This is a genomic window from Anaerotruncus sp. AF02-27 (assembly GCF_003465835.1).
Lineage (GTDB): Bacteria > Bacillota > Clostridia > Oscillospirales > Ruminococcaceae > Anaerotruncus > Anaerotruncus rubiinfantis.
Genome location: NZ_QSBX01000018.1, coordinates 20,415 through 36,067, shown reverse-complemented (window position 1 = coordinate 36,067; position 15,653 = coordinate 20,415). Strand labels below are relative to the sequence as shown.

At 56.5% G+C, this 15,653-nt stretch carries 12 protein-coding genes and 1 pseudogene; 7 read left to right on the top strand and 6 right to left on the bottom strand.

From position 1 onward, the window contains the following. Positions 1-108 precede the first annotated feature (108 nt). Complete coding sequence (locus tag DWV16_RS13145) at positions 109-768, top strand: L-fuculose-phosphate aldolase (protein WP_118479664.1); 660 nt, start codon at positions 109-111, stop codon at positions 766-768. Between the two features lie 64 nt (positions 769-832). Here DWV16_RS13145 and DWV16_RS13140 read toward each other — a convergent pair whose 3' ends face one another. From DWV16_RS13140 to DWV16_RS13130, 3 genes are all read right to left on the bottom strand, one after another. Then, positions 833-1,834, bottom strand: a complete 1,002-nt coding sequence (locus DWV16_RS13140) for a zinc-ribbon domain-containing protein (RefSeq protein WP_118479662.1) — start codon at positions 1,832-1,834, stop codon at positions 833-835. Positions 1,835-1,870: 36 nt separating this feature from the next. Then, complete coding sequence (locus tag DWV16_RS13135; protein WP_118479660.1) at positions 1,871-2,818, bottom strand: uridine kinase; 948 nt, start codon at positions 2,816-2,818, stop codon at positions 1,871-1,873. 360 nt (positions 2,819-3,178) lie between these two features. Then, positions 3,179-3,892, bottom strand: coding sequence for a 1-acyl-sn-glycerol-3-phosphate acyltransferase (locus DWV16_RS13130; protein ID WP_118479658.1), 714 nt, complete (start codon positions 3,890-3,892; stop codon positions 3,179-3,181). Positions 3,893-3,979: 87 nt separating this feature from the next. Here DWV16_RS13130 and DWV16_RS13125 point away from each other — a divergent pair, with 87 nt between their 5' ends. After that, positions 3,980-4,912: a radical SAM protein gene (locus DWV16_RS13125; RefSeq protein ID WP_066459010.1), complete on the top strand. Its 933-nt coding sequence runs from the start codon at positions 3,980-3,982 to the stop codon at positions 4,910-4,912. 19 nt (positions 4,913-4,931) lie between these two features. Here the strand turns inward: DWV16_RS13125 and DWV16_RS13120 are convergent, their stop codons facing one another. Continuing rightward, on the bottom strand, positions 4,932-5,207 hold the full coding sequence (locus DWV16_RS13120; protein ID WP_066459012.1) for a hypothetical protein: 276 nt from the start codon (positions 5,205-5,207) through the stop codon (positions 4,932-4,934). Between the two features lie 190 nt (positions 5,208-5,397). On the opposite strand from DWV16_RS13120, the gene DWV16_RS13115 reads away from it, so the two are divergent. Then, positions 5,398-6,009 carry a LexA family transcriptional regulator gene (locus tag DWV16_RS13115; RefSeq protein WP_118479656.1) on the top strand — a complete coding sequence of 204 codons (612 nt, stop codon included), beginning with the start codon at positions 5,398-5,400 and terminating at the stop codon, positions 6,007-6,009. Positions 6,010-6,141: 132 nt separating this feature from the next. Then, on the top strand, positions 6,142-8,163 hold the full coding sequence (feoB, locus tag DWV16_RS13110) for a ferrous iron transport protein B (protein ID WP_158572879.1): 2,022 nt from the start codon (positions 6,142-6,144) through the stop codon (positions 8,161-8,163). 44 nt (positions 8,164-8,207) lie between these two features. On the opposite strand, the gene rny is transcribed toward feoB, so the two are convergent. Beyond that, positions 8,208-9,752, bottom strand: coding sequence for a ribonuclease Y (gene rny, locus DWV16_RS13105; protein ID WP_066459016.1), 1,545 nt, complete (start codon positions 9,750-9,752; stop codon positions 8,208-8,210). Between the two features lie 527 nt (positions 9,753-10,279). On the opposite strand from rny, the gene thrS reads away from it, so the two are divergent. Further along, the gene (gene thrS, locus DWV16_RS13100) at positions 10,280-12,184 is read left to right on the top strand and encodes a threonine--tRNA ligase (RefSeq protein ID WP_118479652.1); all 1,905 of its coding nucleotides are present in this window, start codon (positions 10,280-10,282) and stop codon (positions 12,182-12,184) included. Positions 12,185-12,249: 65 nt separating this feature from the next. On the opposite strand, the gene DWV16_RS13095 is transcribed toward thrS, so the two are convergent. Beyond that, complete coding sequence (locus tag DWV16_RS13095) at positions 12,250-12,765, bottom strand: hypothetical protein (protein ID WP_118479650.1); 516 nt, start codon at positions 12,763-12,765, stop codon at positions 12,250-12,252. Positions 12,766-13,062: 297 nt separating this feature from the next. Here DWV16_RS13095 and DWV16_RS13090 point away from each other — a divergent pair. Both DWV16_RS13090 and DWV16_RS19870 read left to right on the top strand, forming a co-directional pair. Further along, positions 13,063-14,832, top strand: a pseudogene (locus DWV16_RS13090) (G5 domain-containing protein); the annotation flags it as partial. Then, entirely contained in the window at positions 14,809-15,264 is a 456-nt protein-coding gene (locus tag DWV16_RS19870) for a M23 family metallopeptidase (protein ID WP_370219195.1), read from the top strand. The pseudogene DWV16_RS13090 and the gene DWV16_RS19870, both read left to right, overlap by 24 nt. Positions 15,265-15,653 lie beyond the last annotated feature (389 nt).

The window sequence follows — 15,653 nt, the reverse complement described above, 5'->3', positions numbered from 1 at the left end:
AACGGACGGAGCGAAAGCCCCGTCCGTTTTTTACTGCAAATGCTCCGCTTGTAAAGTTTTCTGGTTTCGATTAAAATAGCAGTATCCGCAGGAAAGGACAGAAATGATATGCCGCTTACAAAAGAACGGGAACTGGTCGTAAAGCATCTGCAAAAACTTATCTCTCATGGGCTCACCAAAGGCACCGGTGGGAATATCAGTATTTTTAACAGGGAAGAGGGCCTTTTGGCAGTTAGTCCGAGCGGGGTGGAATACGAAACGCTGACGCCGCAGGACATCTGCGTGATGGAGCCGGACGGAAAGTTGGTGGAGGGCAGGTGGAAACCGACCAGCGAATGGGACCTGCACCGGGTCATCTATGAGGAGCGGCCGGACGTGAACGCGGTGGTGCACACCCACAGTACCTATTCGTGCATCCTGGCGTGTCTCAATATGGGGATCGAGCCGTGCTCCTATCTCATCGGATACGCGGGAGGCGATGTACGCTGCACCAGGTACTGTACCTTCGGCACGCCGGAGCTGGCCCAAAGCGTCCTCCAGGGCATGCGGGAACGCAACGCAGTCCTGCTCGGCAACCATGGCCTGGTGGCCTGTGGAAAGGATATCCGGACAGCTTTTGACACGGCGGAAGAGATTGAATTCTGCGCGGAGATCTATTATAAAGCGAAACTGGTGGGAAATCCAGTCATGCTCACCGATGCGGAGCTGGCCGCGGTGCTCGAAAAGTTCAAGACCTACGGCGCCCGCCCGGACAAGCCTGCGGATTGAAGGCCTGTAGGATAGAGATGGCAAAAAGGAGCCGCCATCTGGCGGCTCCCGATTTGGGTGATTGCTATTGACGGTAATCGTACAGGATCGAATCATCAACCTGGAGCATCAGAGGGACATATCCCTGAGTGCTGGTTTCAATCCGGAGAACGGCTGTGAATACCGATGCGGCGTTTTCTCCGGATGCGGTGAGCCGTTCAAAGCGCTGGGTGAACGTATAGATATCTCCGTTGTGGGTCATCTCGAGGCTCTTCTGATCAAAATGGACGCTTTGCGGGCTGAACGCCGCGGCCTTCACCATCTCATGCGCGTAGACGACAGCCTGTTCATCCTGTTCGCTGGATGGCTTGCCGGCGTCGGACAGTCCGGGCAGGAAACCGGCTGCGGGCAGCAGGCGCGGGACAATCACCACGCAGGCCGCCGCAAGGATCAGCATAACCCCCAGGATGACCAGCCATTTCGGACTGCGGCGGGACGGGGAGTTCGGCTCTTTTGGCTGTTTTTCGTCTTTGTTTTGCTGCGGGACAGGCTGTTCATAATAGTCCGCGTCGTCAATATGCACGGTAAAAGGCTTTGAGGGAGAAAATAGATCAGATGAACGGACGGCGGATTCGCTGGCCTGGAAGGTCACCGGTTCGTCAGCCCGGAAAGCTGCCGGTTCATCGGTGGCAAACGGCGCTGGCCCGCCGGTGGGAAAAACGGAGGATGCGGAAGATAACTCCTCCGAATCACCGGGAACAGGCGGCAGGTCGTCAAGGTCAAAATCCGGGACAAAATCGGATTCCAACCCGCTGGAGGAGATAGAAAAAGCAGCGGCTTTTGGCGGACCGGACGGCCCGTCTGTTTCGGGTTCAGCATCGTCGGACGACTTGAAGTCCCGTTGATAGAGGCAGCCGACGCAGACATCCGCGATGCTGGTTTCAGGCAGCTCGCAGCCGCAGATAGCGCAATGCCGCTTGGGGTTTTCCAGCTGTTCGATGGCATCCAAAGGATCGATAAGGCTCCCGCAATGCATGCAAAAGGAACTCTCGTCGGGGATGCTTTTGCCGCATTTTGGACAGGTCATAAAAGTACCTCCTGACAGCCGCGCGCGGCGGGAAAATCACTTCCAGGACTTGGGCTTCAGGAATTCCTGGATCAGGGACGAATCCGGAACGAGCTCGCTCGCCATGTGGAAGAAATGGCTGGAAGCGGCCATCATCCGCTGGATGATGGGGGTATAAGGCGAATCCGGCGTGCAGGCGAGCAGCATGCGGACCATCTCGTCATGATAGAGATAGGGTTCGTAGTTGTGGGTGGAGTTGATATGCAGGTCGGCGTATTTGCGGAACGGCCGGATATACAGGTCCTCGCCGCGCAGGACGTAATCCCACATTTTGAAGGTGTCCTCAGCCAGCGTGCTGCGGTAATAAAAATCGCGTATAACCCGCCGGATGAGCCGCAGGTCGCGTGCGCAGAGCAGGATGTTTCCCTGTCCATCAACAAAGTCGCTGTGGACGCTGATATAGATTTTCATACAGGAGAAGCCTTCGACACTTTTAAAAATCAGAGGATTGAGCGCGTGGATGCCTTCAATGATCAGAAAGGTATGCGGGTCGCAGGTGAGGTTGATCGTTTCAGCGGCGCGCCGCCCGGTGGTGAAATCGAAGATAGGGAAATTTGCATGACCCTCGCGCAGCAGGCGCTGCACCATCTCTTCAAAACAGGAGATGTCCAGCCCTTCGACCGCCTCGTAATTCTGATAGCCGTCGCTCCAGCGGGGAAGTTCTTCGACATTTTTGTAGAAATTATCCAGCGAAATGCGGTTGACCTTCTGTCCGCGTGCGGTCAGTTCATCCGCGATCATTTTTGCGCTGGTGGTTTTTCCGGACGCGGACGGCCCGGTGATCAGCAGGATGTAGATGCCGTCGCGGATTGCCTGGTCGCAGACCTGAGCGATTTTGCCGCGGTATTCCGCCTCGGCGCGGGAAACTTCCTGCATGGGATTTGAACGGATGATATCCGATGTTTTGTCAACGGATACTTTATCCATAATCAGGCTGTATTTCAAAGCGTAGCCCCCTTGTATAGATTGATCTGATCAGTTTGCGGCCCCGATAACCGCTTTGCGGCGTTTGATGGGAATTTCCGCCCGGGCAGCGGCCCATCTTGGCCTCATGATATGCCGGATAGGCGGCGCTGCCCGCCAAAGGCGGGCAAACAGCGTGCTTTATTGTACTGCAAGAGCGAAGCGCTCAGTGAGCTCCCTCAGGCCGGGTACCGGCGCATCTGCCTGGTCATAAATCGGGACAATGGCCGCTCTGCGGTTATTGTACCACATCCGGACCGGAATGAACAATGCGCGCTGCGCAAGTTTTACAAAAGGTTCAGATTTGTGGGAAAAACCGGAGCGCCATTTCGAGCGGCTGTGTCAAGCGGATTTTGCCTTGACAATCCGGCCGCGCACCTCGTCTTCGAGCGTGCGGAAATCCTCTTTGGAGAGCGCGGAGGTGTCGACCGGCGGCAGAATCCGCACCCGGACCACGGCGGGCCTGATCCACATGCGGTTCGCCTCCATTACGCGGTAGGAGCCTTCGATGCAGACTGGCACGATGGGAACGCGGGTCTTTTGGGCAATTTTGAAACCGCCCGCTTTGAAATCCCCGACCTGGTCGCCGCGGCTGCGGGTGCCCTCCGGGAAAATGATCATCGAATGCCCGTCCCGAAGGTTTTGGGCGGCTTCCTGGAGCGCCATTGCGGAACGGCGGGGATTATCCCGGTCGATGAAAACGCAGCAGAGGTATTTCATCCAGACGCGGACAAACGGGAGTTTTTGCAGCTCCTTTTTTGCCACGACCCCATGCGGCCGGTCAAGGTTGCACAGCAGGATTGGGATATCAAAATTCCCCTGATGGTTGCTCACGAAAAGCACTGGGGTATCCGGGATGTTTTCTTTGCCGGTCACCTCCACCGTAACGCCTGCCAGACGGAGCAGTGCGGACATCCATCCGTAGACTTTGCGTCCCACAAAATCATCGCGTTCGATGATTTTTCCGGCGTCGTTCAGCCGTTTTGCATAAAGCATGGCGGGCACCAACCCGACCAGTGTAACCCAGAAATAGAGAAACCAGATAACTGTCCGCATCTTTGAGAACCTCCGGCTTTTTTTATAAAGATATGCTTTTCCCATTATATCTTTACAGCCGGAAAATAGCAAGCAGGGACAGCTTTGATGGATAAAATCCGCAGGAAGAAGGAATTTATTTTGGAGGAGAAGATAGAGCTGAAAAGCTGCCGGCTTTGTCCGCGCGCGTGCGGCGCCGACCGGACGGTGGATTTGGGATTTTGCGGGGGAGGCGGACAGGCGCGCATAGCGCGGGCGGCGTTGCACCCCTGGGAGGAGCCCTGCCTGAGCGGGACGAATGGCTCGGGGACGGTGTTTTTTTCAGGGTGCCCGCTTCGCTGCTGCTTTTGTCAGAACTACCGCATCAGCGCGGAAAACTTTGGGAAGGAAGTTTCGGTTGGCCGGCTTGCGGAGATCTTTTTGGAACTGCAGAAAAAAGGCGCGCACAATCTGAATTTGGTGAGCCCGCTGCACTATGCACCGTGGGTGCGGCAGGCGTTGCTGCTTGCGAAGCCGGAACTCAAAATCCCGGTTGTCTGCAACACCGGAGGCTATGAAACGCTCGAAACGCTCCGACTGCTTGATGGGCTGATCGATATCTACCTGCCCGATCTCAAATATGCGGATACAGAACGTGCGCGGCGCTATTCAAAAGCGCCGGATTATTTTTCTGTCGCGACGCAGGCAATCCTCGAGATGTTCCGGCAGACCGGCCCGGTACGCTTTGGTGCGGACGGCCTGCTCAAAAGAGGGCTGATCGTGCGCCATCTGGTGCTTCCGAAGGGCAGGATGGACTCGATGCGGGTGCTCGAATGGATCAAAAAGCACCTGCCCGAAGAGCAGGTGCTGGTAAGCCTTATGAGCCAATACACGCCGTTTTACAAAAGCGCGCAGTTCCCAGAGCTCGGACGGCGGGTGAGCACTTTTGAATATAACAGTGTGCTGGATTATGCGGAGGAGCTGGGGCTAAAGGGATTTATGCAGGAACGCAGCTCCGCCAAAGAAGAATATACGCCGCCATTCGATCTGGAAGGGGTGTGAGGGGGTACACGACACGACCTCAGACCGAATGGGCGGCGGCGACACGGCGGCTCTGGGGATGCGGCTCTGGACGAACCGCCCGTACAGGCCGCCTGCGGCGCACACGGATAAAGAAACGCTGATGGCTCAGATGAGAGGCGAACAGTGCGCACCCTGAAAAAAGGATGAGCTGCAGCAAAAGCTGCGGGAAATTGATGCTGCCGGTTTCCCAGGCGCCAATCGAACCGATCAGGCAGAATACGGCGACCAGAACCATAACCTGGAACAAATATCGAATCAGTTGAACCAACTTCATAAAAAATCCCTCCAGCTTTGCCATGTTGTCATAAAGGCTGTCCACAACCTTATGTTTATACTATATTACAACCATCGGTTGTTGTCAAGCAAAATTACAACTATTTTTATGATTTTATTGACAATTACAACTTTTGCGTGTATATTATACCCAGAGGATAAAATACATTGAATAGAAGTTGGAGGCAGCGATGTTTTCTGATCGTTTGAGAGCCCTGCGCCGTGAGCGCAAGATATCTCAGGTATCTCTGGCCGAAACACTCGGCATCAGCCAGCAGGCGGTCGGTAAATGGGAGACCGGCCGTTCAACCCCGGACCCGCGGACTTTGCGCAGGCTCGCGGATATTTTCGACGTCACCACCGATTATCTTCTCGGGCGGGAGGATGAACTGCATCCCGCGGCCCCTTGGCCCTTTGTGAATGAAGCGCAGGTACCGGTGATCGGCACCGTCAAGGCCGGCTACGGCGCGCTTGCTTTTCAGGAAGACTACGGGACCGAGCCGGCGAATGTCAAAAACCCGGACAACTATTTTTACCTGATTGTCACCGGTGACAGCATGGAGCCGCGTATCCGAAGCGGCGACCTGGCGCTGGTGCATAAACAGCCGGATGTGCAGAGCGGGGAGCTTGCTGTGGTGCTGGTGGACGGGGAGGAGGGCACCCTTAAAAAGGTCATTAAGAAGGATGGCGCGGTGATTTTACAGCCGTTCAATCAGGCATATCAGACCCAGATCTATATGGGGGAGGAGCTCAGCCGCATCCAAATCGTGGGGAAAGTGGTTGAAACCAAAACCAAATGGTAAAATAGGACAGGAAAGCAAAAAGCACAGGGTCCCGCGGCTGCGTGGCCCTGTGCTTTTTGCTTCTAACCAGCCGGAACGCCGCATAAGATTTTGATGGGACAACCATTTCGATCTTGGCGGGAAGGTGAAAAAATGAAAAAAATTGCGCTTGCGGGGAATCCAAACTGCGGCAAGACCACTCTCTTTAACATACTGACCGGCAGCCGGCAGCATGTGGGGAACTGGGCGGGCGTTACAGTCGAACGCAAGGAAGGGGAACTGCGCGCCGAAAACGGCCGTGCCGTGTTGGTCGACCTGCCGGGAATCTATTCACTCACGACCTATACGCTGGAGGAACGTGTCTCGCGGCGGTTCCTTTTGTCGGACGAGCCGGACGCGGTGGTGAGCCTGCTCGACGGCACTTCGATCGCACGCGGGCTCTATCTGACGCTGCAGCTTTGCGAAACCGGCTGCCCGGTCGTGTTGGCGATTGGGATGATGGACGAAGTGCGTGCCGCGGGTGGGAAGATTGATACGAAAATACTTGAAAAACGGCTGGGCGTGCCGGTGGTGCCGGTTGTGGCGCGTACGGGGGAAAATACCGGGGAGCTTGCAAAAACAGCTCTGGGGCTTCCGGCGGCGTCCGGTGCCTGCGTGCGGTATCACGGGCTGCTCGAACGTGCGATCGATGAGGTGACCGGAATCATCGCAGGGGAAAGAACCGACTGGAAACGGCTGCGGTTCGATGTGATCAGCCTTCTGGAAGGGGAGGAAGAACCCGCTGGCCGGATGTGCCTTACAAAGGAACAGCGCGCGCGTATCGTGCGGGTCCGGGAAGAGCTGGAAACGGCAAGCGGAGGAACGGATATCCTGACCATCGTGGCAGACGCACGGTACCGGGTGATCGACTCGCTGGTTCGGGACGCGGTACGGCTGCCCGCACGCGGGCAGGATTCACTGACCGAATGGATCGATCGGGCCGCGCTTCATAAATTCTGGTCGTATCCGATTTTTTTCGCGGTGCTGGCTGGGATGTTTGCCGCGAGCTTCGGCAGCGTGGGGCTTTTTTTGAAATCGCTGCTGGAACATTTCTTTACCGGGCTTTCCTTCTTTTTGCAGGGCATGCTGCCCGCGATTGGCGTGAGCGATCCGCTTACCGGTCTTGTCACCGGCGGGGTGTTTGGCGGAGTGGGCAGTGTGCTTACATTTCTGCCGCAAATTGCGATCCTGTTTTTTTGCCTGACCATTTTGGAGGAATGCGGGTATCTTGCACGCGCGGCCTTCCTGATGGATCTGCCGCTGCGCAAGCTTGGACTGACCGGAAAATCCTTCATTCCGATGATGATGGGTTTCGGCTGCACAACGCCCGCAGTCATGGCGGCGCGCACCCTCGAAAACGAGCACGACCGCCGGCTCACGATCTTCCTGACCCCGTTTCTCTCCTGCGGCGCGCGTTTCCCGATCTATGCGCTGCTCGCGGGGGTGTTTTTTCCGGCGCATCCGGGCCTTGCGGTGCTGCTGCTATACCTTCTGGGGATGCTCATTGTGGGCGCATATGGATACTTCCTGCGCAAAGGCCCAATGCGCGGGACGCCGTCGCCGTTTCTGATGGAATTCCCACCGTACCGGGTTCCGTCGCTGCGAAACGTCCTGCGTAATACGGCGGAGAAATGCGGCGACTTCCTGCGCAAAGCGGGGACGCTGATCTTTTTTTTGAGCGTGCTCATCTGGCTCTGCCAGCATTTTGATCCGGTTCTCCGGTATGTTCCAGACGGTGCGGGAAGCCTTTTTGAGCTTGCCGGGAAACGGCTGGCGCCGTTATTTGCGCCGTTGGGCTTTGACAGCGGGGAAGCCGCGATTTCATTGCTTGCCGGGCTTATCTCCAAGGAGGCGGTTGTTTCGACGCTGGGGGTCGTCTGCGGCGCGGCAGGAGACTCGGCGGTACTGGCAGCGGGCCTGCAAAGCCTGTTTACGCCGCTTTCAGCGGCCGCGTTTCTTGCGTTTTGCGCGCTCTATACGCCCTGCATCTCCGCGCTTGCAACCATTCGGAGGGAACTGCATTCGACCAGAACGATGCTTGCGGCCGCTGCCGCGCAGCTGCTGATCGCCTATGGAGCCGCGCTGGCAGTCTACCAGTTCGGTACGCTTTTTCAGAATCTGCTGAAAATGCTCTGAAAACCGAAAAAGTCCCCCACTGCCCTGGGCAGCGGGGGAAACTTTTATTTTGCGTATTCGATCGCGCGGTTCTCGCGGATACAGTGGACTTTGATCTGTCCGGGATAATCCAGTTCGTTTTCGATCTTCTTGACGATATCGCGGGCCATGATGGCCATCTGGTCGTCCGAAACCACGTCGGGCTTGAGCATAATGCGGATTTCGCGACCGGCCTGGATGGCGTAGCATTTCTCGACGCCGTCGAAGGAGTTTGCGATTTCCTCGAGCTTCTCAAGACGCTTGATGTAGTTTTCGAGGTTCTCGCGGCGGGCGCCCGGACGCGCGGCCGAGATGGCGTCGGCGGCCTGTACCAGACAGGCGACGATCGTTTTGGGCTCGACGTCATTGTGGTGCGCCTCAATCGCATGGATGATATCCGGATTTTCCTTATACTTGCGCGCAAGATCGACGCCGATCTGCACATGGGAACCTTCGATCTCATGGGTCATCGATTTACCGATGTCGTGGATGAGGCCCGCGCGGCGTGCCTGCATTTCATCAGCTCCCAGTTCAGCGGCCATGATGCCCGCCAGCTGGGAAACCTCAATCGAATGGTTAAGTACGTTCTGTCCGTAGCTGGAGCGGTAACGCATCCGGCCGAGCAGCTTCACAAGTTCGGGATGCATGCTGTGGACGCCGCATTCGAGCACGGCGCGCTCGCCGTCCTGCTTGATCTTCGCGTCGATTTCGCGGCGGGCCTTCTCAACCGTTTCCTCGATGCGCGCGGGATGGATGCGCCCATCCTGGATGAGGCGTTCGAGCGAAACGCGCGCCACTTCGCGCTTGACCGCGTCGTGGCTCGAGAGGGTGATCGCTTCCGGGGTGTCGTCGATGATGAGGTCGACGCCTGTGAGGGTTTCGAGGGTGCGGATATTGCGGCCTTCGCGCCCGATGATCCGGCCCTTCATCTCGTCGCTGGGCAGCGGGACGACCGAAACGGTGATCTCCGCCACATAATCGGCCGCGCACCGCCCGATTGCCGTTGCGATGATCTCGCGGGCTTTCTGATCGGAGTCGTCCTTGAGCTGAGCCTCGTACTGGCTGATCTTCATCGCCTTCTCGTGGGTGAGTTCCCCTTCGAGGTTGGCAAGCAGATAATTCTTTGCCTGGTCGGCGGTGAAGCCGGAAATTTTTTCGAGCATGTCAAACTGATGGGTCTTGACCTGTTCGGCCTCTTGCAGCTTGACATCGGCTTCCTTCAGTTTATTCTGGAGGGTTTCTTCTTTCTTTTCGAGGTTGTCGAGCTTCTTGTCGACCGATTCCTCTTTTTGCTGGATGCGGCGCTCGAGGCGGGTGACCTCCGAACGGCGCTCTTTCATTTCCTTTTCATTATCCTGCTTTAGCTTGTAGATTTCATCTTTTGCCTCTACGATGGCTTCTTTTTTCTTGCTCTCTGCTGATTTGATTGCATCGCTGATAAGTCTTTTTGCCTCTTCTTCGGCGGAGCCCAGAGCGGCTTCCGCCGTTCTTTTTCTATACTGAACGCCCAGGAAAAAGAAAATAATTGCGGCGATAACAAACGCAACAATCCCGCAGATCACATAAGACATGATCCCTTCCACGGAAAATTTTGACCTCCTTTATGCAATTATCAATGTCCGCAATCCGCCGAAACGGAAAGTATATTTTCAGGCGCACGACAAAATTTCATGAAAAATACATGAATTATGAAGTACCATAAAACATATTGCATGACACTCCTATTTTATATGGATTGTGCATAGTTGTCAAGAAATTTTCATATTGACAGGACGTTTGGTTGGTGATAGTATTTTAATAATGACTCAATACCGCATAAAAAGCGACGACAGGGGACATTTTGGCGCACACGGATTCCCAGAGAGGCGCGGCCGTCCGGCTGCAAGCCGTGCCGATTCCAGCACCGAAACGACCACCCCTTGAGCGCGTGCGACGAGCACGCCGGTCCGGCCCCGTTACCAGCCGTACGAGCGGCACGCCCTGTAAGGCGTGCAATTCGGGTGGAACCGTGGAGTTTTGACTTCATCCCGTTTTTGGCGGGATGGAGTTTTTTCATTTATTCCGGGAAAGATCAGGAATGAGAAAAGGAGCGATCACTATGTTAAAGATTACGTTGAAAGGCGGCGTCGTTAAGGAGTTCGAGCCGGGAACGACAATTGCCGAAGTGGCCAAAAGTCTTGGCGCGGGCCTTTATAAAGCCGCGTGCGCCGGCAAGGTGAACGGCGCGGTCTGCGACCTGCGTACTCCGCTCACCGCGGACTGCGACCTGCAGATCCTCACCTTTGACGACGCGGACGGAAAGCACGCTTTCTGGCATTCGGCCTCGCACCTGCTCGCGCAGGCGGTCATGCGCCTCTATCCCGACACCAAATACACCATCGGACCGGCGGTCGAGAACGGCTTCTATTATGACTTCGACGTCGAAAAGCCCTTCACCACCGAGGACCTTGCGAAGATCGAAAAAGAGATGGCTGCCATCGTCAAGACCGGCGAAGAGATCGAACGGTTCGAGCTCGATGTGCCCGCCGCAAAAGAACTGATGAAGGATCAGCCCTATAAGCTTGAACTGATTGACAAGCACGCCGCCGAAGGCGGGCCGATCAGCTTCTATAAGCAGGGTGATTTCACCGACCTGTGCGCTGGCCCGCACCTGCTTTCGGTTTCGCCGCTCAAGGCGATCAAGCTCATCCAGTGCACCGGCGCCTACTGGCACGGCGACAGCAGCCTGCCGATGCTCTGCCGTGTCTACGGCATCGCCTTCCCGAAGGCGAGCGAGCTGGACGCCTACCTCACCATGATGGAGGAAGCCAAAAAGCGCGACCACCGCAAACTCGGGCGCGAACTGGACCTCTTCGACATCTATGAGGAAGGCCCGGGCTTCCCGTTCTTCTTCCCGAAGGGCATGGTGCTTCGAAACCAGCTCGAAAGCTTCTGGCGCGTCGAGCACACGAAACGCGGCTACCAGGAGATCCGCACCCCGCTCATCCTCAACGAGGAGCTCTGGCATCGTTCCGGGCACTGGGATCACTATAAGGATAACATGTATACCACCAAGATCGACGACAAGGATTACGCGATCAAGCCGATGAACTGCCCGGGCGGCATGCTCGTCTACAAGCGCCGGCTGAACTCCTACCGGGATCTGCCGCAGCGGATGGCGGAACTGGGCATCGTGCACAGGCATGAGCTCTCCGGCGCGCTGCACGGCCTCATGCGCGTGCGTTGCTTCACACAGGATGACGCGCATATCTTCATGACCCCGGAGCAGATCGAGGAGGAGATCCTGGGCGTCATGGAGCTGATTGACAGCTTCTATAAGGTGTTCGGCTTCGAATACGCGCTCGAGCTTTCCACCCGCCCGGAGGATTCGATGGGTTCAGACGAACAGTGGGAGATGGCGACGAACGCCCTCATCAAGGCGCTCGACAAAAACGGCAAGGAATACACTGTCAACGAGGGCGACGGCGCCTTCTACGGCCCGAAGATCGACTTCCACCTGCGCGATTCGATCGGGCGCACCTGGCAGTGCGGCACCATCCAGCTGGACTTCCAGATGCCGGAGCGCTTCGACTTGACCTACACCGGCAAGGACGGTGAAAAACATCGTCCGGTTATGATTCACCGGGTGGTATTCGGCAGCATCGAACGGTTCATCGGCATCCTGACCGAGCATTACGCGGGCGCGTTTCCGCTCTGGCTCGCGCCGGTTCAGGTAAAGGTCCTGCCGGTCACCGACGACCATATCGCCTATGCCGGAAAAGTCGCGGACGAACTGACCGCGGCGGGCCTGCGCGTCGAGATCGACAGCCGCAACGAAAAGGTCGGCTACCGCATCCGCGAGGCGCAGCTGCAGAAGATTCCATATATGCTGGTGCTCGGCGACAAGGAAGCTGAGGCAGGGGAAGTCGCCGCGCGTGACCGCCGCGACGGGAAAACCACAACCATGCCGTTCGGAGATTTCCTTGCAAAGGTGCAGAAGGAAATCGCGGACAAAGCAAACTGATTGGCAAAAGAAAGCCGAAGGCCGGCGCGGGAAACCCGCGCCGGCCTTTCTGCGGCTGGAGACCTTTATAAAGATGTACTGGAGGAGGCGGGAGCGGAGGCTTCTGGAGCGGGCTGCGCGTCCGGGGCGGAATCGGAGATTCGCAGCTCCAGATGCAGCCCCTCGCAGCCGCGCAGGACAAGTTTGTGCCTGCCGGGCGCGAGGGTCAGCGTCCGGTCGATGCCGGAGGAGCTGAGGTAGCCGATGCCGAACTCCTCGCCCCAGTCAATGAGCGTTTCGCCGCCTTCACCGGTGACGGTGAGCGCGACCGGCCCGACAAAGCCCGAACCGGAAAGCTCGCATTTGCCCAGGAGGCGGACCGTTTTTTTATCCGGCAGGTCGGTTTCAAGCATAATATACGGCTCAGTAAACGTGGTGAAGGTGCCGTCAAAGCTGCCGGTGAAGCTCTGGTTGTCAAGGCTTGCGTCCCCGTCGTAGGCGATCCCGGTTTTACCGTCGAGGAATTGCCCGCTTTCCGAGGTGCACGCGCAGAAGACAAGCAGCATGCAGGCTGTTGCTAAAAGGCGCGGGAACATTTTCATAATACATTTCCCCCTTATGATGCAAAACAGAATAACTTGCATCCTTTTAAAGCAACGAGGGAGGGCTGGAAAATACTTCATTTCCGCCGGAAAAAATTGCTTATAATGGGACGAATCTGTAAACAATCTGGGAACAGGCTTGCCAGAATTGGCGTTAGCGGGTATAATAATACCCTGTAAACCATCTTTTTTGACGATAAACGACGAGCCGGCCGCTGTGCCAAAGGGTACAGGGCTGGGATTTTGCGGCATTTTGCCGGATAGGGCGCGGTTTGGCGCCAGAAGCAGCGAAAGGAGATGATGTGTTTGGCGAAAGACAAAAATTTACCGCCTGAGGACGGTCAACAGCTCGAAGAGCTGGACTGTCCGGAAGAAGAAACACAGGACTCCGAATCCGTTGAGGAGCAGTTTGCCGAGATCGCCGCGGACAGCGCGGTCCCGGACGAAACGATAGAACCCCAAAAAAGGGAAGGGGAACCCGCTCAGATAAAGGATTTGTTTGTGGAACCCGAGACGGAGGACACGGGGCAGTCACGGGGAGACGGGGAACCGCCGCCTGGGACTTCGCGGGACGGGCCCGCGCAGGATGAAAAGCCGCCGGACCCGTCCAGGGCAGGCCTTCTTTTCCAGAAGGCGGTCGGGCGGCTCAAACAGTGGTATTTTATCCGGATGAACCTTCTTTACCGGTATTTCTATTTTGTGGGTGTGCAGTTTTTACGTTCGACTCGGACGCGGCGCCGGCATTTCAGCCAGCGCTTCCGCCGGATGGAAACAGCGGCGGCCCACTGGGCCCGGGTATCCAAACGTAAAGTCGTTTTATGGGTGCGCGGGGGTTGGCGCGATCTGACCGCCCCGCTGCGGGAGATGCGGACGCGCTGCCACGATTTCCGTATGGAGCTGCGCGGCGCGCGCAAATATGGTTCCTTCGGGAAGGTGGTGCAGGCCTGCACCCGGTTTTTACGGTATTTCCTTATAAAAATCTGTCGTGCTTTCCGGTTTTTGCTCAATTATATGCTGCCGGTGGCGGGATGTATTGCTTTGTTTGTGACGATCAACTATTTCAGCAACCTGACCCTTGCGCTGAAAGTTGTGTATAACGGTGAGGAAGTCGGCTACATCACCGACGAATCGGTCTTTACCCAGGCGGAGAACGCCATGAAGGAGCGTATGATCCTGGGAGACGTGCTGGTCACTGACCCGACCGAGGACACCTATGACGATGCGCAATTCATTGCGGACGCAGGATCAGAGGAAGACGAAAGCGAGCAGGCGAAGGCGCGGGAGGAACAGGAACGGGCGCGGGAGGCGGAAAAACAGCGCCAGGAAGTGGTGATTATCCCTCGGTTTGAGCTCACGGTGCTGACAGCTCCGGACAAGCTCACCGATGTGGACGACCTGACCGATGAACTGATCCGGGCAGCGGGGAAAAACTCGGACGACCCGAACAGCGTTTCGATTGAAGAGGCGGACGGCCTTTACATAGAGGACGAATATGTTGGGGCGGTCACCGACGGGACGCGGCTCTTGTTCGAGATGGACAACATGCTCAACCGTTACCGGGAGCCGGATATGTCGGACAACGCTGTGATCCAGTTTGTCAAAAAGGTGCAGGTCAAACGCGGCCTTTACCCGGCCAGCTCGATCCGGCCGCTCAAAGATATTCTTACGCTGCTGGGCAAAGAGGAACGCGGCAAGAAGATCTACACGGTGGTCAGCGGCGACGACCCGCTCAAGATCGCTGCGAAAAACGGAATCACCTTCGACGAACTCAAAAAACTCAATCCGGATGTCGACATCCGTCTGTTCCCGGGAGATGAGCTTCTGATTTCCCAGTCGGTGCCATACCTTGGAGTACAGGTCACCGAAACGGTGAAATATGAGGAGGTCATGGATTACCAGATCAAGCAGGAAGTCGATCCGGATATGGATATCGGCTATACCAGGGTCAAGCAGGAAGGCAAGGAAGGACTGCGCGAAGTAACGGCGGAGATCAAGATGATCGACGGGATCGAGGTCGAACGCAACATCATCGACCGCACCGTCATCGAACAGCCGGTCGAACGCATCCTGATTGTCGGCGGCACCCAGCCGCTCAAGTTCCTGCCGAAATCCTCCTCGGGTGATATCCCGTCCGGCGCGTTTATCTGGCCGGCCGACGGCGGCTATGTCAGCTGCGGATTCCTCGGCTATTACGGCCATACGGGCACCGACATCGCCGGAAGGATCGGCATGGGCGTGCGCGCGTCGGCCGCGGGCGTGGTGGTGGTTGCGAAGTATTCGGCTTACGGATACGGAAACTACATCATCATCGACCATGGGGCGGGCGTACAGACGCTTTACGCCCACAACAGCAAACTGCTTGTGTCGGTTGGGCAGCAGGTCGAACAGGGCGAGCTGATCGCGCTGATGGGCCGTACCGGCAATGCGAGCGGCCCGCACGTCCACTTTGAAGTGCGCGTGAATGGACAGTATAAAAATGCAATGAACTATCTTAGTTAATGGAAAGCGACCGCGCCGCGGGGAATACCCGCGGCGCGGCGTTTCTTTTTAAAATTCCTAGTAAAAATACAAAAATTGCTCTTTTAAAGCGCATGGTTCGGTGGTATAATAACCGCAGAACGGGCGCAGTTCGTTTCCCCCACGCGGAGCGTGTTGATTACATCGGGAGCGCAGGAGACGCCGTTTTGCGGCTTTCAAATCGCCCATTCGATTTGCCAGCGGGCTTATGATACCGGTTTATGGCCGGGAAGATGATTCCGCCGCGCTGGAGGGATGGCGCTCCGCCAAAAAAAGGGAAGGGATTTTTACAAAATAAGACTTTTCTTTTCCTTTTATATTTGGTATAATAATACGCGGATTTACTATTTGTAAAAAAACCGATTGCGGCA

Coding starts and splice junctions, on each gene's coding strand:
- rny (WP_066459016.1), bottom strand. CDS start 9,752: ATGTCTTATGTGATCTGCGGGATTGTTGCGTTTGTTATCGCCGCAATT.
- DWV16_RS13115 (WP_118479656.1), top strand. CDS start 5,398: ATGTTTTCTGATCGTTTGAGAGCCCTGCGCCGTGAGCGCAAGATATCT.
- thrS (WP_118479652.1), top strand. CDS start 10,280: ATGTTAAAGATTACGTTGAAAGGCGGCGTCGTTAAGGAGTTCGAGCCG.
- DWV16_RS13140 (WP_118479662.1), bottom strand. CDS start 1,834: ATGACCTGTCCAAAATGCGGCAAAAGCATCCCCGACGAGAGTTCCTTT.
- DWV16_RS13145 (WP_118479664.1), top strand. CDS start 109: ATGCCGCTTACAAAAGAACGGGAACTGGTCGTAAAGCATCTGCAAAAA.
- DWV16_RS13130 (WP_118479658.1), bottom strand. CDS start 3,892: ATGCGGACAGTTATCTGGTTTCTCTATTTCTGGGTTACACTGGTCGGG.
- DWV16_RS13125 (WP_066459010.1), top strand. CDS start 3,980: ATGGATAAAATCCGCAGGAAGAAGGAATTTATTTTGGAGGAGAAGATA.
- DWV16_RS13095 (WP_118479650.1), bottom strand. CDS start 12,765: ATGAAAATGTTCCCGCGCCTTTTAGCAACAGCCTGCATGCTGCTTGTC.
- feoB (WP_158572879.1), top strand. CDS start 6,142: ATGAAAAAAATTGCGCTTGCGGGGAATCCAAACTGCGGCAAGACCACT.
- DWV16_RS13120 (WP_066459012.1), bottom strand. CDS start 5,207: ATGAAGTTGGTTCAACTGATTCGATATTTGTTCCAGGTTATGGTTCTG.